15 protein-coding genes are annotated in these 17,481 nt (G+C 37.9%); 6 read left to right on the top strand and 9 right to left on the bottom strand.

Going from position 1 to position 17,481, the window contains the following annotated elements:
* The first annotated feature begins 7 nt into the window (after positions 1-7).
* Together AC1PJ9_RS09275 and AC1PJ9_RS09270 are read left to right on the top strand one after the other, a co-directional pair.
* Complete coding sequence (locus tag AC1PJ9_RS09275; RefSeq protein ID WP_019456589.1) at positions 8-982, top strand: 3-oxoacyl-[acyl-carrier-protein] synthase III C-terminal domain-containing protein; 975 nt, start codon at positions 8-10, stop codon at positions 980-982.
* A 532-nt stretch (positions 983-1,514) separates the two neighbouring features.
* Positions 1,515-2,627 carry an MltF family protein gene (locus AC1PJ9_RS09270; RefSeq protein ID WP_263614432.1) on the top strand — a complete coding sequence of 371 codons (1,113 nt, stop codon included), beginning with the start codon at positions 1,515-1,517 and terminating at the stop codon, positions 2,625-2,627.
* Positions 2,628-2,719: 92 nt separating this feature from the next.
* Here the strand turns inward: AC1PJ9_RS09270 and AC1PJ9_RS09265 are convergent, their stop codons facing one another.
* Together AC1PJ9_RS09265 and ttcA are read right to left on the bottom strand one after the other, a co-directional pair.
* Entirely contained in the window at positions 2,720-3,103 is a 384-nt protein-coding gene (locus tag AC1PJ9_RS09265) for an SCP2 sterol-binding domain-containing protein (RefSeq protein ID WP_001110719.1), read from the bottom strand.
* 208 nt (positions 3,104-3,311) lie between these two features.
* Positions 3,312-4,217 carry a tRNA 2-thiocytidine(32) synthetase TtcA gene (ttcA, locus tag AC1PJ9_RS09260; protein WP_107972573.1) on the bottom strand — a complete coding sequence of 302 codons (906 nt, stop codon included), beginning with the start codon at positions 4,215-4,217 and terminating at the stop codon, positions 3,312-3,314.
* A 504-nt stretch (positions 4,218-4,721) separates the two neighbouring features.
* On the opposite strand from ttcA, the gene AC1PJ9_RS09255 reads away from it, so the two are divergent.
* Positions 4,722-5,588 (top strand): lytic transglycosylase domain-containing protein, encoded by an 867-nt coding sequence (locus AC1PJ9_RS09255; RefSeq protein ID WP_311086742.1) that lies wholly within the window; start codon positions 4,722-4,724, stop codon positions 5,586-5,588.
* Positions 5,589-5,845: 257 nt separating this feature from the next.
* A complete protein-coding gene (gene htpX / locus AC1PJ9_RS09250; RefSeq protein ID WP_002048489.1) occupies positions 5,846-6,751 on the top strand; it encodes a protease HtpX in 906 nt (301 codons plus the stop codon).
* A gap of 39 nt (positions 6,752-6,790) precedes the next feature.
* Here htpX and AC1PJ9_RS09245 read toward each other — a convergent pair whose 3' ends face one another.
* Together AC1PJ9_RS09245 and AC1PJ9_RS09240 are read right to left on the bottom strand one after the other, a co-directional pair.
* Complete coding sequence (locus AC1PJ9_RS09245) at positions 6,791-7,366, bottom strand: DUF4112 domain-containing protein (RefSeq protein WP_311086741.1); 576 nt, start codon at positions 7,364-7,366, stop codon at positions 6,791-6,793.
* A gap of 72 nt (positions 7,367-7,438) precedes the next feature.
* Positions 7,439-10,534, bottom strand: coding sequence for a multidrug efflux RND transporter permease subunit (locus AC1PJ9_RS09240; RefSeq protein ID WP_311086740.1), 3,096 nt, complete (start codon positions 10,532-10,534; stop codon positions 7,439-7,441).
* Between the two features lie 264 nt (positions 10,535-10,798).
* Between AC1PJ9_RS09240 and AC1PJ9_RS09235 the strand changes: the two genes are divergently transcribed.
* Entirely contained in the window at positions 10,799-11,938 is a 1,140-nt protein-coding gene (locus AC1PJ9_RS09235; RefSeq protein WP_263614436.1) for a glycerophosphodiester phosphodiesterase, read from the top strand.
* Positions 11,939-11,982: 44 nt separating this feature from the next.
* Here AC1PJ9_RS09235 and AC1PJ9_RS09230 read toward each other — a convergent pair whose 3' ends face one another.
* Positions 11,983-12,945: an MBL fold metallo-hydrolase gene (locus AC1PJ9_RS09230; protein ID WP_263614438.1), complete on the bottom strand. Its 963-nt coding sequence runs from the start codon at positions 12,943-12,945 to the stop codon at positions 11,983-11,985.
* A 108-nt stretch (positions 12,946-13,053) separates the two neighbouring features.
* Here AC1PJ9_RS09230 and AC1PJ9_RS09225 point away from each other — a divergent pair, with 108 nt between their 5' ends.
* Complete coding sequence (locus tag AC1PJ9_RS09225; RefSeq protein ID WP_004699662.1) at positions 13,054-13,428, top strand: diacylglycerol kinase; 375 nt, start codon at positions 13,054-13,056, stop codon at positions 13,426-13,428.
* 171 nt (positions 13,429-13,599) lie between these two features.
* Here the strand turns inward: AC1PJ9_RS09225 and groL are convergent, their stop codons facing one another.
* The 4 genes from groL to AC1PJ9_RS09205 form a co-directional block, all read right to left on the bottom strand.
* The gene (gene groL, locus AC1PJ9_RS09220; RefSeq protein WP_134263511.1) at positions 13,600-15,234 is read right to left on the bottom strand and encodes a chaperonin GroEL; all 1,635 of its coding nucleotides are present in this window, start codon (positions 15,232-15,234) and stop codon (positions 13,600-13,602) included.
* Positions 15,235-15,292: 58 nt separating this feature from the next.
* Positions 15,293-15,583, bottom strand: a complete 291-nt coding sequence (locus tag AC1PJ9_RS09215; protein ID WP_000065579.1) for a co-chaperone GroES — start codon at positions 15,581-15,583, stop codon at positions 15,293-15,295.
* A gap of 185 nt (positions 15,584-15,768) precedes the next feature.
* A complete protein-coding gene (locus AC1PJ9_RS09210) occupies positions 15,769-16,527 on the bottom strand; it encodes a metallophosphoesterase family protein (protein ID WP_263614439.1) in 759 nt (252 codons plus the stop codon).
* Entirely contained in the window at positions 16,508-17,446 is a 939-nt protein-coding gene (locus tag AC1PJ9_RS09205) for a diacylglycerol/lipid kinase family protein (protein WP_311086739.1), read from the bottom strand. The genes AC1PJ9_RS09210 and AC1PJ9_RS09205 overlap by 20 nt, the downstream gene beginning before the upstream one ends.
* Between the last annotated feature and the right edge of the window lie 35 nt (positions 17,447-17,481).

Genomic DNA, 17,481 nt, shown 5'->3' with positions numbered 1-17,481 from the left:
ATTAATCATGAAAGGTATAAAAATTTCTGCAATATCTACTTATCATCCAAGAACAATTAGAAATAATGAATATTTTTTAAATAAATTTGAAGATAAAGACAGTTTAAATAGAATTTTTGAAAAAGTAGGAAGAAATAAAAGACATGTCATTATTAACGATGAAGAAAATGCGCTCACAATGGCAGTTAATGCATCAAAACAATTATTAAAAGATTATAACATTTCACATGACAGCATTGATATTATTATATTTTCTTCTACAACATTAGAATATCTATCTCCAACTAATGCTTTACTGATTCATTCAGAATTAAATATTAAAACTGACTGTATATGCTTTGATATAAATGCTAATTGTTTAGGAATGTTCGTTGCTCTTGAACAAGCATCCGTTTTGCTCGCATCAAAAGAAAGTTATAAACGCGCACTGGTGATTGGGTCTGATCATCTAACAATGCTTGGAGATGAAAAACAGGTGATTCCTTCAACAATTGTCGGAGATGCAGCAGCAGCAATAATACTAGAAAAAAATACCGATGATTCGGGCATTATTGACAGGATGTACCAAACAGATAGTAGTTTTTGTAAAACTATTGTTTTTCCTCCTCATGGCCTAACGAATTATCACAGTAAGGAACAAAAAATTCATTGGGCACCATTTACTGGTTTAGAAAGTGTGGAATTCGCGGCAGATGCACTAGATAAATTATTGAAGAAAAATAATTTAAACATTGAAGATATTTCTTGTTTTTTACTATCCCAATTTACGAAGTCAAATATTGATATTCTTCAAGATAAAATCAATATTCCCTCTGAAAAAATTGAATACATTGGAGATCAATATGGATATACAGGAGTAAGTAGTTTTTTTATTGCCTACAAAAAAAGGTTAGAAAAATCACTTATAAATAAAGGTGATATTATTGTTTTTTGGTCTTTAGGAGCAGGTTACCAAACTGGTGTAATGCTATGGAAGATTTAATAAGATATAACTGATAAAATTATTACTTTAGCTAAAAGATACTTTTTCTAATGGTATCTTTTAGCTCTAATTTAAATGTAAACAAATTAAATAGAACTAAAAATCACTAAATTATTTTATTTTTTCAGTTATTTAATCTATATCAGTTACCTAGTATATAAATCAAATTTCACGTTGTAATAACATGATGGCTACAAAATGTAGCATTTCATACCCGATTTTCTCACACCATAAGTGTATAAATTTTCTTCCTTAATAAATTCATGGTGTTATGTTGATATATCCGATATTTAATTGTTCAAAATTTGACAAACTTTTTTTTGAATATTATGATGCGCGCATCTTAAATGTTGAGTATTTTTTAACCCAACCCAAAACTATGTAGATTTTCTACACAGTCTATTTTTTTCATTTCATGTCATTTTGAATGACGTCATGACTGCCCACCCCTTATTGAATTTATCAACTTTTAGAAGTTATGGCAGCTTTTTGTCTGGCTTTTAGGGCATAAATTATCTGTAGCGGAGACAACATGCACAGTAATTCAAGTTCTGGGTCGAGGCTTTGCCTTAACTCTTTATTTTCTTCTCTCCCATTGAAAGTTCTTGCACTCAGCACTATGTTTTTTCCCTTTCATAGTATCAATGCAGGAAAAACCCTACAGTACAATACTGTAGTTAACACAAACACATTAACCGTAGTTGCTGTAGAAAGCCCAACTACTGTTTTTAAAGAAGATCAATTTTTACATGGCTTCGGTTATGACTTGGCTCGTAACTATGCGCAAAGCTTAAATGTAAAGTTGGACTTCAAAATCGTGGCAGATAACGCCACCGCACTCAAATGGGTCCAGCAAGGTAAAGCAAATCTTGCCATGACGACCGCGAGCTTAAGCTCAATCGAGAACAAAGGTTTAATGTCTTTTTCTGCAAGTTGTGGTGACATCGTAAATTTGCAAAAAAATGGATTAAATCCCGATTTAAGCTGGGCGTTTAAACAAGCAGATGATCCTCTTACACAAACTGCCAGTGGTTTTGTTTGTCAAAGCAAGCAAAATGGTCTGACTCAACAACTGGCTTCATTTTACAACCGTAACGTTGTAAAACCTGAGTCTTGGTCTACGATTCAACGTGACATAAGTACACGTTTACCTATTTACAAAGCCAGCTTTAAACAAAGCGCGGCGAAGTACGATTTAGATTGGCATTTGCTTGCAGCAATGAGCTATCAAGAATCATATCTCAAGCCAGAGTCTGTTTCACCAACAGGCGTACGCGGGTTAATGATGTTAACCAACAGTACAGCTCGGGCAATGGGTGTAAGTAACCGTAGCGATCCAGCGCAAAGCATTCAGGGCGGTGCGAAATATTATGATCTCATGCTAAGTGAGTATGGTGATATTCCCTTCCCAGATCGTAACTGGTATGCCCTTGTGGCCTACAATATGGGTCCAGGCGCAGTCAACCAGATCCAGAAGCGCTTACAAACCCAAGGGAAAGACCCAAACCAGTGGGTAAATCTCTATGACTATTTACAGCGCAATCAAATGCGAAATGGTCGATACAAACAAGCGGTGCAGTACGTGACTCGTATTCGTGCTTATCTTGAGCATATTAAAACGGCGCAAACGCGAATCAATATCTAGTTTTATTGTTTTTAAAAGTTGATAAATTCATTGTTTGTACCAATAAAAAGCTTACCTCTTGGGGTAAGCTTTTTATATCAATTCTTTTAGACTTAAGCTGTTTGTTCTAATACTTTCTTGAACAAATCTTTTTGTTCTTGGCTTGGTTTAGCTGTTTGTAAAGCCATTAACTGAGACATGTCGCCTTGAACTTTAATTTTACCAGTCATGAATGCTTGCATAGCTGCTGCCATATCAAACTCAAGGAATACTTTACGTAAAGTTTCAGCATCCATGTTCAAAGTTGTTTTGGCATTTGAAGACAAACCTTTTTGGATTTTACCCCCATCTAACGCTAATTCGGTATTTCCAGAAGCATCTGTAACTACTAAATTAATTGCCAAATTCGCAAGAGCTGGTGGCAAATTAAGATCACCTGCTTCAGCAGTTAATTTTTCGACAGTCGCAAACCAATCATCAGTTAAAAATGCAGGCATGATTCTTCCTCAAATTTATTTGTTCAATTTCTCTAGTTAGTTGCCTATCCAGACAACATCATATGAAGCACTTCTGCTTGTGCGTTGTTATAGCATGTAATTTTAAGGTTGGGCTATGACTTTTTGTACGGAACATTCATTTTTTAGTATTTTGATACATTAAAGGCACTTGTTTATAAAGTGCCTTTAATTGACTTACTTAATCGTTTTATTCAGCAGCAAAACTTAAGTTCACTACATCTAAACGTTTTTTAAGTTCTTCAGGGTCTTTAAAGTCGATCTCACGCTGAGAATCTAGCGCTTCAAAATCAAACAAATCACGGTCCGCTAACTGAGACGGAGAAACGTTTTGTAAAGCACCAAAAATGCTGTGTAAACGTTTCGGATATTGTTTATCCCACTCACGTAGCATTTCATTAAGCATGGCACGTTGTAAGTTCTCTTGTGAACCACAAAGGTTACACGGAATAATTGGGAACTTACGTAATTCGGCATATTTGATAATGTCTTTTTCTTCAACATAAGCCAAAGGACGAATCAAAATATTCTTCTTATCTGACGACAAAAGCTTAGGTGGCATTGCCTTTAAGCTACCGCCATGGAACAAGTTCAAGAAGAACGTTGCAATGATGTCATCACGATGATGGCCTAAGGCAACTTTAGTGGCACCAATTTCTTGAGCAAAGCCATAAAGCGAACCACGGCGTAAACGTGAACACACTGCACAGTATGTTTTACCTTCAGGTGTTAAACGCTTGGTAATGGTATAAGTGTCTTTTTCCAAAATGTAATATGGAATGTTATTTTCTTCCATATAACGGGGTAAGACATCTTCAGGAAAGCCCGGCTGCTTTTGGTCAAGGTTAACCGCAACAATGTCAAAGTTGATCGGTGCAATACGTTTGAACTGCAACAAAATGTCCAGCAAGGTATAACTGTCTTTACCACCAGACACACACACCATGACCTTGTCACCATCTTCAATCATATTGAAGTCACGAATGGCATGTCCAACTTGACGGCGAAGCTTCTTAAGCAAACGATAATAGACCGAGCTTGTTGGAAGTTCAGGCTTAAAATTAAATCCTTCGTTGGACTCAACTGGCGCGTACATAGACGAGATATACCCATAAATAAAAATACCGCGCAATTTTATATGATTCGGACGGGAATCGCATCAAAAGAATAGTTTCAATTCTTGAAGTCGTCATAATGCTCAGGCATGATGCAAAAGCAGTGCTCCATTTTGACCAATGAGTTCATTTTTTGCGCAAAATGCTTACTTTTTGGACTTTTCCACAGTTTTCCACAAAACCTGTGGATAAAATTGTGGATTTCTTCGTGCTTGACAAACTGTTTTCACCTTCTGTTAAGGGTTTTATTTAAATTGATCATTTTTTAACCAATGATTTTTACCCTTACTTTTCAATTAGTTATTCAAGTCAATAGAATCATTTTAAAAATTTTTTTTAATTTTTTTTGATGATCATTCGAACAAAACAGCTTGATTTTTTAAAACAGCCAAAATAAAAAAAATTACACAAAACTTCTTTCTGTAATATTTTTTGATAAACTCTTTGACAAGTTTCGAATACCTTAAAATTGTGAATAACATAAAATGAAAAATTCGGTTCAATATCTTTTTTCTTGTTTGCTGGGGATGACCACTTTTTCGGTAGGTATAACGCCGACTTTTGCGGGTCAGATGTACGTTTATCAAGACAAAAATGGCAGTACTTTACTGACTAACCGTAAAAGCTATGACAATTCACTCAAGAAAGTAAAAGTGACTTACTATCCAGATAGTAATATTCATAGTTATACAAACTGGGGCGCTTCAGAAGCTTCTGTTCTACCGAGCTATAGCAGAAATAAAAATGCGTTTGACCATATTATTAAACAGGCCGCACAACAGCACGGTGTATCCGAAGGTTTAATTAAGGCGGTCATGCATACCGAATCCGGTTTTAATGTGAATGCTCACTCACCAGTAGGTGCTCAAGGCCTCATGCAGCTGATGCCTGCAACTGCTCGCCGTTTTAATGTATCTAACGCCTATGATCCTCAGCAAAATATCTTTGCTGGTGCGAAATATCTAGGTTGGTTGCTCAAGCGTTTTAATGGCAATACGCAAATGGCGCTTGCTGCCTATAATGCTGGTGAAGGTAACGTAGATAAGTATGGTGGTATCCCTCCATTTCGTGAAACCCAAGATTATGTTCGCCGTGTAACTAGTCGATATCAAAACTTATATTCTTCTGGGGTAAGCCTTTCATCGTTTAGTAACTCAAATATTTCTGCTCAAGCAGTAAATCCCCCTGTTTCGCCACAAGCCACCACACCTCAACAAGTATCGGCTAAGCCTGTTAAATATTCTTCTGGACGCCAAATTGTGACTTTGGCTGATGGTACCTATACCGACGCACCGACAGGAACTTATGTCACCAATAACGCAACAGCAATTGCGCATATTAGAATCGAGTAGATTTAAACAACTCATGCATTGCAGTTAATCTTTTAACGAGGCCCATTGTCTAAAAATTGTAATGATCTATTACCCACACCTCTGTGTTTAGATGGGCCGTATAAATAACTTGTTTAATTTAAATACATTCTTATCCACTAAAGAATGTATTGATTCCTTATTTTTTTCTTGAATTTTTCCCCTAAGCGCCGCATATTAGCTGAGTGATTTATAATTTATAAATCAGATAATATTTTATTTATAAGAGGATTTTCTCAATGATGCGGATTGGTTTGTTTTTGCTTACCAACCTCGCGGTACTGGTTGTAGCTGGCATTATTTTGTCACTCTTCGGTGTCGGTAGTTACCATGGCGCGGGTGGCTTGAATCTAGGCAACCTTTTAGTCATCTGTTTTGTGTTTGGTATGGTGGGCTCTTTAGTCTCTCTATTTATGTCCAAATGGATGGCTAAGAAAACTACTGGTACAGAACTGATTGACCCAAATGCTCCTCGTAACCAAGCTGAAAGCTGGTTATTGCAAACAGTCGCTGAACTTTCTCAACGTGCTGGTATTAATATGCCAGAAGTTGGTATCTTCCCTTCATATCAGTCTAATGCCTTCGCAACAGGCTGGAATAAAAATGATGCCTTAGTTGCCGTTTCAAGCGGTCTACTTGAGCGTATGAACAAAGATGAGCTACGTGCAGTACTTGCGCACGAGATCGGCCACGTTGCAAATGGTGACATGGTTACTCTCGCACTCATCCAAGGTGTGGTAAACGCCTTTGTGATGTTCTTTGCTCGTGTAGTAGGTGACTTTATCGACCGTAATGTTTTTGGTCGTCAAGACAACGAAGCCCCTGGTATGGGTTATTTCCTCATTACGATGGTTCTAGATATCGTGTTCGGTATTCTAGCTTCAGCTATTGTGATGTGGTTCTCTCGTTACCGTGAATACCGTGCTGATGAAGCTGGTGCACGTTTAGCTGGTAAACAAGCAATGATTTCTGCTTTATTACGTTTGCAAGCTGAAACAGAGTTACCTGACCAAATGCCAAAAGAAATGAAAGCGTTCGCTATTGCGGAAGGTAAAGAACAAGGCTTTAGTTTAGCTGCTTTGTTCCAAACCCACCCAACAATTGAACAACGTGTGGCAGCTCTACATCAGTTAGATTGCCCATAACACAGTAAATAAAAAAGCCTCCTTTTGGAGGCTTTTTTATTAGGTTGAATGAGCAAGTCCCCAAAGAAAACTGATTCCCCACCACATCGCGAAACCAATCAGAATAAGCACAAATACCCCTAATAAATCGGGTATATGTAACCATAGCCAACTCACAACAGGGTTACGCCAGAAAGCTGACTGTTGCTGCTTCTTTTCAAGCTTTTCGTGTAAATACGGATGAACAACATGCATATCACTTTGAATTGCATATTCTTCGCGTATGTGGGTATGAACCACATCTAATGCTTTTCTACTAGGGCGTATAAAAATATCGAAAATAGTCCCTGCAACTGGAACACAACCCACCACAGCATCGACTACAGCCAATTTTATGACTGGAGTGAGCTTATGCTGCGGTACACCAATTTGCTTGGCTTTATATATGGCATAACAAGTCAGAACAAAACCCGCTACATCACCCGCAATAGGAATAGTACTTAGCGCCGCATCGGCACCAATACCCTGCTTTGTAAAAGGGATACGGACGGCGCTATCCATAATCGTTGCGAATTTAGCCAGATCTCGTTCTAATGCAATGACCTGTTGCTGTGTTAGTTTTTTTTCTTGAGGCATCTAAATCAAATATATGAAGAGAAGTTAAACTTAATATACTTGATTTAATACCTGTTTTTAAATTGTTTGCTTTTAACTCGAAGCTTTCGATTTAAACAGTGAGCGTAATAACACGTACATAACTGGAATAAAGAATAAAACCAACACAGTACCAAACATCACACCACCTAAAATACTAATACCAATTTCTTGACGACTCACCGCACCAGCGCCCTGTGCAAACACAAGTGGAATCACACCAGCACCGAAGGCTAAAGAAGTCATTAGAATCGGTCTTAAACGCAAACTCGCGCCTTCTAAAGCGGCCTGAATAGCATTCTTTCCTTTCTCTTGAGCTAATGCAGCAAACTCAACAATTAAAATTGCGTTTTTACATGACAACCCAATCGTAGTTAGAAGTGCAATTTGGAAATACACATCATTTGGCAAACCAAAGATATAAGAGAAAATAACACTTCCCCCTACACCTAGCGGAATAGAGGTCATCACGGCAGCAGGAATGCTCAAGCTTTCATATAACGCCGCTAAACATAAGAAAATAAAACCTGCCGAAATCAGATATAACCACACCGCCTGATTTGTCGACTTCTGTTCTTCAAAAGACAAGCCTGTCCAAGCCAAGCCAATATCTTTTTGCTGGTTGACGAGTTGCTCAACATCTTTCATAGCCTGACCAGAACTGCTATTACTTGCAACATCAGCCTGTAACTGTAAAGCACTATATCCCATATAGCGTTTTACAATTTCCGGTGCCCCGCCCCAGCTAAAGTTCGCAAATGAGCTAAAAGGCACCATTTCATTTTGGCTATTACGCACAGACCAATTATATAAATCTTCAGGTTTAGATCTGTACTCGGCATCACCTTGAATCATGACACGTTTAATACGGCCCCGATCAATAAAGTCATTTACGTAAGTTCCGCCCCATGCGCTCGACAACGTATTATTAATTGCAGAGAGTTCCAAACCATTTGCCAAAGCCTGTTTCTGGTCAATCTTGATATTCAGATTCGCTTTACTATTAGTAGACTGCTTATCAAAGTTTTCGAAAGTTGAATAGTTTTTACTTTGAGCCTGTAACTGACGGAACATACCATCTAAGAAGTTTTGCCCTTGACCATTTAAATCTTGAATCCAAAAATCCAGACCATCGGTTTGACCCAAACCATTTACCGAAGGTGGTAAGGTCACGTTAATTTGAGCATTATTAAAATTTCTGAAATATTTCATTGCACGCTTTTGTATAGCGTCAGCCGAATCCTCTTTAGCCGTACGTACATCCCAAGGTTTTAAAGCAATAAAGCCTTGTGCTAAGTTTTGCCCTGTACCGGCATTATTTCGACCATAACGAATTAAAACCAGATCAACATTCTTATCTTCTTGAGTCAGAAAATACTGGCGAACTTGTTCTCCAATTTTTTTACTCTCAGACATTGGAGCGCTATCTACTAGCTTAATTTGAACACTTAAAATGCCTTGGTCTTCTTTAGGAATAAATCCGCTTTTCAAACCACTATAGAACAGTGCAAAAACAGCAATCAGCGCCACAAAAATCACAATAACCGATTTACTGTAGTGAATACTCGTTTGAACAAGCTTGATATATTTATTTTTAAGTTGATCAATTTTTTGGTTAAACCACACTGCCCAACGCATAGGTTGAGGGTTCGGTTTTAAAATTAATGCACACAATGCAGGCGTTAAAATAAGTGCAACCGTAAGCGATAACGCCATAGCGGCAACTAAAGTAATGGAAAACTGACGGTAAATCACGCCAATTGAGCCACCTAAAAAAGACATTGGAATAAAAACAGCAGTTAAAACCAATGTAATGCCGACTAAGGCACCACTAATTTCACCCATTGACTCAATTGCAGCTTCTTTAGGGCTTAAGTGCTGTTCATGCATGAGCCGCTCAACGTTTTCGACCACCACAATCGCATCATCGACCAACAAACCAATGGCGAGTACCAGTGCAAATAACGTTAATGTGTTAATACTAAACCCAAGCACGTATAAAACTGCAAAAGTACCCAAAATCACAACCGGAACGGTGATACTCGGAATAAGTGTGGCGCGCCAGCTTTGCAGAAACAGGAACATCACCAAAATTACTAAAATAATGGCTTCTACAAGGGTCTTTACAACTTCCTTAATTGACTCTTGAACGAACGGCGTATTATCTCGCGGATAAACGATCTTATAGCCTGCCGGTAGTTTCGTTGAAAGCTGATCTAAGGTTTGATGGATGAGCTTAGAGGTTTGAATCGCATTCGCACCTGAAGATAAAGAAATACTTACCCCTGCGGCAGGATAGCCGTTAATCGTATTCAAAAATTGATAGTTTTCTGCACCAAGCTCTACTTTTGCAATATCTTTTAAATAAACATAACCTGCCGATTTATTCGATTTTACGACAATATTTTTAAAGTCCTCGACTGTTTTTAGTCGAGACCCTGCGGTGACTTTCGTATTTAAATATTGACCGTCAATGACTGGTAAATCGCCAATCGCACCTGCAGCAACTTGGGTGTTTTGGGCAGTGATTGCGCTCGCAACATCACTTGGCATTAAATTATATTGCTTTAACTTCTCTGGATTTAACCAGATACGCATCGCATATTGTGAACCAAATATATCTGTTTCACCCACCCCCTCAATACGGTTCAGGTTATCGACGACATGCGTAGTTAAATAATCCGACAGCTCAATATTTCCGGTTTTACCAGTTGAGTCATATAAGCCAATCACCATAAAAGTATCGCCTAAAGACTTGGTAACGGTAACACCTTGGCGCTGAACTTCATCGGGTAAACGGCGTATGACACCACTAATGCTATTTTGAACTTGTACCTGAGCAGTATCCGGGTTGGTTCCATTATCGAAACTAATGGTAATTCGGCTACGCCCAGATGAATCACTTGATGAGCTAAAATAGAGTAAGTGATCAATCCCTTGTATTTGTTGTTCTAAAATTTGGGTAACGCTTTGCTCAACCGTTTGTGCATCTGCCCCGCTATAACTTGCCGACACTGTAATTTTCGGAGGTGCAATATCGGGATACCGTTCTACGGGCAAATGCATCACCGAAAAAATACCAAAAGCCATAACAATGATCGCCAGTACATTGGCAAAAATGGGGCGCTGAATAAAAAATTTAGATAGCATGGCTGCTCGGTATGGTGTCGTTAATTAACAGGAGAAAATGCCGCTTTGAGACCTTGTGATCATCAACGAGCGGTGTAAAAAAGACAAGTGGAATTAAAACAATAAATGTAATTAAGACAAAAACAAAGCGTGTTTCACTATTTCCAACAAAGCAATAAAGAACCAGTTAAATAGTGTCACTTAAAATTCATGAATTCTTCATCATCACGTCAAACTAAATCCCAATACTTGAGTCGTTTCAATTAAAACAATATGAGTAGAATTATGTTTAGAAAAGCACTTTTATGCTTAAGTTTAATTAGCTTGGTCGGTTGTAATGACGATGATAAAACCGAAACGACCCCAACCACACCAGAATATCAACTTCCTAAAATTTTAGTCATCGGACACCGTGGCGCAAGCGCTTTACGTCCTGAACATACTTTGGCTTCATATCAAAAAGCCATTGATGATGGTGCAGACTTTATTGAACCCGACTTAGTGTCAACAAAAGATGGTGTATTGGTTACGCGTCATGAAAATGAAATTGGTGGGACTACCAATATCAGTACCCTTGCCCAATTTGCAGACCGTAAAACCACCAAAAATATTGATGGTGTAAATTTAACGGGTTGGTTTACGGAAGACCTCACCTTAAATGAATTACAACAAGTTAAAGCACGTGAGCGTATTCCTGAGTTCCGACCAGCAAATACGGCTTACAATGACCTCTATTCAATTCCGACACTCGAACAAGTCATTGAACTTGCCGAAGCAAATTATAAAAAAACTGGCAAGATTATTGGTTTATATATCGAAACCAAGCATCCAACTTATTTTAAAAATAAAAATTTGGCTATGGAAGACACACTTCTTAAAACTCTTGCCAAATATCAATATACACGTGATATCGCACCTATCTATTTGCAATCGTTTGAAGTCAGCAATTTAAAATATTTAAAAGATCAACTTGATCTTCATAAGACGCTTAAACATGCACAAATCATTCAGTTATATGATGCAAAAACATCTCGACCAGCCGACTTTGTTGAATCTGGCGTGTCTAAAACATATGGTGATTTAGCCACAGCACAAAGCTTAAAAGATGTTGCTCAATATGCAAATGGCGTAGGTCCAAGCAAAAACTATATTCTCAGTTTCAATAATGATGGTTCAGTACAAACCACTTCATTTATTACAGATGCGCATGCCGCTGGTTTAAAAGTACATCCTTATACTTTCCGCCCAGAAAATAACTTCTTACCACAGCCTTTAAAATGTAGCGATAAACCTGCTGAACGTTGTCCAACAGGTGCTCTAAAAGAGTTTGAAGCATATTTCAAAGCAGGTGTGGATGGTGTCTTTACAGATGATCCAGCACTCGGCCGTGAAGCAGTCAATAATTTTGAGAAAGCAACTAAATAGTTAAATGCTTAATAAAAAACAGGGCATTCAATGCCCTGTTTTTTTTACTTATCAAGACTGTTATTAAAATATAAAGGAATCCACTGGTATTGTTCTGCATTCACTTTATACACATGGCCAATGCCTGGGAATGGCAAATGTGGAGCAGCTACCCATTGCTGTTTATTTGAAATTTCAGCAAACATTTTCAAACGAGTGTTAATTGCCTGCTCAGAATTTACATCAAAATCTACACCAGTTTTTGGAGCATCAAACTGTAAAGAATGTGAGTGGACAATGTCACCTACAAAGACAATTTGTTGACCTTTACTCTTCAAACGGAAGCTATGGTGACCCGGTGTGTGGCCTTGTGTATTGATCACTTCAAAACCTTGAATGACATCGCCATCTTTAAAGGTTTTAAATGCTTTTTTCGCTTCATACGGCGCAAGTGCAGCTTTTACATTTTTAACAGTGCCTAAATAATTTTCTTTTTGATTTGCTGGTACTGTTTTTTCAGAAGCTGGGTTTAACCAGTAATCTGCTTCACGTTCATGCGCATAAATAGTTGCATTAGGAAATACTGCTTTTCCATCTTTAGCAATTCCACAAACATGGTCTGGGTGTAGATGGGTTAACAAAACCGTTTTCACATTCGCAAGTTGATAGCCTGCCAGTTCAAGATTTTTAGCAATTGAACCCAACTGTGGGCCAAAACAACTTGAAGCTCCACTATCAACAAGCGTTAAACTTTTACCGTCATCTACCAAGAATGCATTTACCGAAGTTTGAATCCCCTTCTCATTAACAGCAGCGTACTTGGTTAAAATTTTAGTCTTCTCAGCCTGACTCAAATTTTTGAACAACTTAGGGTCTAAATAAATGGTGCCGTCAAGTAAAGAGGTGATGCGGTAATTACCAAATTGATGCTTATAATATCCCGGTACTTGCTGAGCTGAGGCAGGTTCTGCATAGCTTACATGTAAGCCACCCATGACAAGTCCTAATGCTACAAATAGTTTTTTCATCTCTTCTTCTCTATCAAGTTATAAAGTCAAAATCTTTAAAAAAAGATTTAATATTTTTTTTGAGGGCCGCGATATATAATGCATGAAAAGTGTTAAAAATATAAGTGAATGAATAGTTATTCTCCCTACAAAGGCAAAAGCGGACTAAAGCGCATCTTGAATGCGACAGGTTATTCAATTTCAGGATTTAAGGCAGCTTATAAAAATGAAGCCGCTTTCCGACAAATTGTTTTAATTAATGTTGTGCTTATCCCTACTAGCTTTTTCCTAGATGTGACTCGTGGCGAACATGCACTTATGGTCGTTGTATGTTTATTTGCAATTATTGTAGAACTATTCAATTCTGCGATTGAAGCAGTAGTTGACCGCGTATCACTTGAAAAACATCAACTCTCTAAAAATGCCAAAGATATGGGAAGTGCTGCACAGTTTGTTGCACTGTCTATTATTGCGGTTACATGGCTTATCATTTTATTAGGCTAAAAAAAACCATGCTTATAAAAGGATAAGCATGGTGTAACAAAAAAGAGGAACTACAGCTACTGTTCCTGACTATAAGTTTAAGAATATCAACTTAACTTTTTCTTAATTTATATAAGAAATAAAAAAAATCCCTGCAAATGCAGGGATTTTTTATTTAGACGTTGATGTTTATTACATCATGCCGCCCATTCCACCCATACCGCCCATGTCTGGAGCAGCTGGTTTGTCTTCAGGAATGTCAGTAATCATACATTCTGTAGTCAACATTAAGCCAGCAACAGAAGCAGCGTGCTCAAGTGCAGAACGAGTTACTTTAGCTGGGTCAAGAATACCCATTTCTAACATATCGCCATATTCACCAGTTGCAGCGTTGTAACCGAAGTTACCTTCACCTTTCTTAACTGCATTGATTACTACAGATGGCTCATCACCAGCATTCGCAACGATTTGACGAAGTGGAGCTTCGATCGCACGACGTAAAATGTTGATACCTGCAGTTTGGTCTTCGTTAGCACCTTTCAAGCCGTCAAGAACGTTTACAGCACGTACAAGCGCAACACCACCACCTGCAACAACACCTTCTTCAACTGCTGCACGAGTTGCGTGAAGAGCGTCGTCTACGCGGTCTTTCTTCTCTTTCATTTCAACTTCAGTTGCTGCACCGATTTTAATTACAGCAACACCGCCTGCCAATTTAGCAACGCGTTCTTGTAATTTTTCACGGTCATATTCTGAAGTAGATTCTTCGATTTGAGCACGGATTTGTTGAACACGCTCAGCGATAGCAGCAGCATCACCAGCACCGTCAACAATAACTGTGTTTTCTTTAGAAACAGTGATTTTGTGCGCTGTACCTAAATCTTGAAGAGTCGCTTGTTCTAAAGACATACCAACTTCTTCAGAAATTACAGTTGCGCCAGTCAAGATTGCGATGTCTTGAAGCATAGCTTTACGACGGTCACCGAAACCAGGAGCTTTAACAGCACACACTTTGATAATACCGCGCATGTTGTTTACAACAAGAGTTGCAAGCGCTTCACCTTCAACATCTTCAGCGATGATAAGAAGTGGTTTACCAGTTTTAGCAACTGCTTCTAAAACAGAAATCAATTCACGAATGTTGCTGATTTTTTTGTCAACAAGAAGGATGAATGGGTTTTCAAGTTCAGCAGTCAAAGTATCTTGCTTGTTAGCAAAGTACGGAGAGATATAACCACGGTCAAACTGCATACCTTCTACAACGTCTAATGCGTCTTCGAAGCCAGAACCTTCTTCTACAGTGATTACGCCTTCTTTACCTACTTTTTCCATTGCTTGAGCAATAAGTTTACCAACAGTAGTATCAGAGTTAGCAGAGATAGAACCAACTTGTTCAATTGCTTTGAAGTCATCAGCTGGTTTAGCAATAGAACGGATATTTTCAACTACAGTTTTTACTGCAATGTCGATACCGCGTTTTAAATCCATTGGATTCATACCAGCAGTGACTGATTTGATACCTTCGTTTAAAATTGCTTGAGCAAGTACAGTCGCAGTTGTTGTACCGTCACCAGCGATGTCGTTAGTTTTGCTTGAAACTTCACGAACAAGTTGAGCACCCATGTTTTCAAACTTGTCTTTTAATGAAATTTCTTTAGCAACAGTTACACCGTCTTTAGTGATGTGCGGCGCACCGAAAGAACGGTCGATCACAACGTTACGGCCTTTAGGACCCAAAGTCACTTTAACCGCATCTGCAAGTACGTTTACACCTGCAATCATTTTTGAGCGAGCTGAATCACCAAATTTTACGTCTTTAGCTGACATATTAAACTCCGAATCTTTTTAAATACTGAATCTGATAATGAATTGAGTTATGGATCGATTAGCCTTCTAATACAGCTAAGATGTCTGACTCTTTCATGATTAAGAGTTCTTCACCGTTTACTTTAACTGTTGTACCTGCATAAGTACCAAATAACACCTTGTCACCAACTTTAACATCCAAAGCACGTACGCCGTTATCAGTGATTTGACCATTACCTACTGCAATTACTTCACCTTGAGATGGTTTTTCAGCAGCAGAACCTGGCAATAAAATACCGCCAGCAGTTTTGGTTTCTTCTTCTACACGACGAATCACAACGCGATCATGTAATGGACGAATGTTGCTCATAATTAACTCCATCAGACTTAGTCTTTTTGATTAATCGTTATTGCCTTAATCCAGAGCAATAACAAAATATTTAGATGTCACTTTTGTGGGGATGAAAAAAATGGCTTCAAGGGGAAATAAGAAAAATTTTCTTCTTTTTTGAATATTTTTTAAACAATCAAATATTTAATCTCATCTAAACCAAATCAATCTGAAGTGAATTCAGCCAACTGTTCATTGAACCAGTAATGCTGAATCTTTCCTGTATTTGAAACTGTATTAAAGCTATTCGGATTGTGATGATATAAACGAGTAGAAGTTGCTGTACCCGCATGAATATCATATATAGGATGGTCTATTTCCAGATGGTAAATCTGAGTTAAATCATATATAGCCGTTTTATGAAGATGACCATGCAGCATTCCAAATAATCCGGTTGTACTCCACTTTTCTAAAGCAATTTTGCCCAAAACCGGACAATCCTTTATCCCATGCCTATTATCGGGTGGTGTATAAAAAGGTTGATGGAAAACCACCAGCTTTATTTTATCTTTTGGCGCTTTTTCTAAACGCTCATAAGTATCTTGAATTTGTTCAATCGAAATATGCCCACGTGTGTGATAACGACGACGTATGCTGTTTACCCCAACAATATAGAAATGTTCGGTTTCTAAAGTCGGTTCTAATTCACCAAAAAAATATCGATACCGAGTAAATGGAGAAAAAAAACGGTTCCAGACATGATACAAAGGAATATCATGATTTCCAGGCACTACAAGATAAGGAATATTGAGGCTATCTAAAAATTGCCGACATTTAAAAAATTGTTCATATTTAGCACGTTGAGTAACATCGCCACTCACGACAATCACTTCAGGCTTTTGCTGAATACAAAAATGTCTTATTGCTTCTAAACACTCTTTTTTTTCTGTCCCAAAGTGTAAATCAGACAGATGTAATAACATTCGGCACCATAATATTTAAAGCATTTTTTTCTACAGTGAAATTTAGAGGTGGTTTCATCTCTATGATTTCACCATCTAAAGCCACTGTGAGTTTCGATTTTTTTGCACATTCCACCACAACATGATCAGCACAAAAACTATATACGTCTTCTGCATCTTCAACTTTACCTTGAACCCATTGCCAAAGCATATGCAGCAAACTCAGCTTATCACTTTTTGTAATTACAACTCCAGCCACTCTTCCCTGCGCCGCACACTCTGCAATCCTGAGTTTCATATCACATAACTGTAGTTGGTTATTTCCAAAGAAAATTAGAGGTGCTTTAACGGGATATTTTTTACCATCTACCGTTATCGACAACTTCATTGACTTATTTTCTCTTAATAAAACATCTAAAGCTGAGGTATAAGCGTGTAAAGGAAGTCTTCCTAAATATTTATTGTAGAGTTCGCGCTTTTTAATAAAGAGTGGGTATAGACCTAAACTGGCATTATTCAAATAAATATGATCATTGATGGCGGCTATATGAACCGATCGAGGTGTACCCGTGGCAATAACTTCGGCAGCGTCCAAAAGATCTAGCGGAATATCTAAAACTTTAGCCACATAATTAAAAGTACCTAAAGGCAAAATTCCCATTGGAATAGAGGTATTTCTAAGTTTAGATGCAACAGCATTTAAAGTGCCATCTCCACCTGCTGCAACAACTACCCCTATATTTTCGTTTTGTGAATGTCGATGAATCACGTTATTCATCAGATCGTCAAACAATGTATTTTCATTTAATTCAAAAACTTGTATCTCAAAACCATGTTCAGTGAGTAAAGTCATCAGTTGCTCATAAACATCTTCATGTTTTGAAGCATGAAATCCTGATTTTTCGTTATAGATGATCGAAAGAGGTTTCAAAGGCCGCATTTTATTATCGTAAAGTGGGATGTTTATTCTATTTT

Source organism: Acinetobacter sp. 70_2, assembly GCF_056736115.1.
This window is presented reverse-complemented; position numbering and strand designations above follow the sequence as displayed.

Bases quoted from the DNA above. Each gene is read 5' to 3' on its own strand.
- AC1PJ9_RS09255 (WP_311086742.1), top strand. From the start codon at position 4,722: ATGAAAAATTCGGTTCAATATCTTTTTTCTTGTTTGCTGGGGATGACC.
- AC1PJ9_RS09230 (WP_263614438.1), bottom strand. From the start codon at position 12,945: ATGAAAAAACTATTTGTAGCATTAGGACTTGTCATGGGTGGCTTACAT.
- AC1PJ9_RS09205 (WP_311086739.1), bottom strand. From the start codon at position 17,446: ATGCGGCCTTTGAAACCTCTTTCGATCATCTATAACGAAAAATCAGGA.
- AC1PJ9_RS09235 (WP_263614436.1), top strand. From the start codon at position 10,799: ATGTTTAGAAAAGCACTTTTATGCTTAAGTTTAATTAGCTTGGTCGGT.
- groL (WP_134263511.1), bottom strand. From the start codon at position 15,234: ATGTCAGCTAAAGACGTAAAATTTGGTGATTCAGCTCGCTCAAAAATG.
- AC1PJ9_RS09270 (WP_263614432.1), top strand. From the start codon at position 1,515: ATGCACAGTAATTCAAGTTCTGGGTCGAGGCTTTGCCTTAACTCTTTA.
- ttcA (WP_107972573.1), bottom strand. From the start codon at position 4,217: ATGTACGCGCCAGTTGAGTCCAACGAAGGATTTAATTTTAAGCCTGAA.
- AC1PJ9_RS09215 (WP_000065579.1), bottom strand. From the start codon at position 15,583: ATGAGCAACATTCGTCCATTACATGATCGCGTTGTGATTCGTCGTGTA.
- htpX (WP_002048489.1), top strand. From the start codon at position 5,846: ATGATGCGGATTGGTTTGTTTTTGCTTACCAACCTCGCGGTACTGGTT.
- AC1PJ9_RS09210 (WP_263614439.1), bottom strand. From the start codon at position 16,527: ATGTTATTACATCTGTCTGATTTACACTTTGGGACAGAAAAAAAAGAG.
- AC1PJ9_RS09265 (WP_001110719.1), bottom strand. From the start codon at position 3,103: ATGCCTGCATTTTTAACTGATGATTGGTTTGCGACTGTCGAAAAATTA.
- AC1PJ9_RS09240 (WP_311086740.1), bottom strand. From the start codon at position 10,534: ATGCTATCTAAATTTTTTATTCAGCGCCCCATTTTTGCCAATGTACTG.
- AC1PJ9_RS09225 (WP_004699662.1), top strand. From the start codon at position 13,054: ATGAATAGTTATTCTCCCTACAAAGGCAAAAGCGGACTAAAGCGCATC.
- AC1PJ9_RS09275 (WP_019456589.1), top strand. From the start codon at position 8: ATGAAAGGTATAAAAATTTCTGCAATATCTACTTATCATCCAAGAACA.
- AC1PJ9_RS09245 (WP_311086741.1), bottom strand. From the start codon at position 7,366: ATGCCTCAAGAAAAAAAACTAACACAGCAACAGGTCATTGCATTAGAA.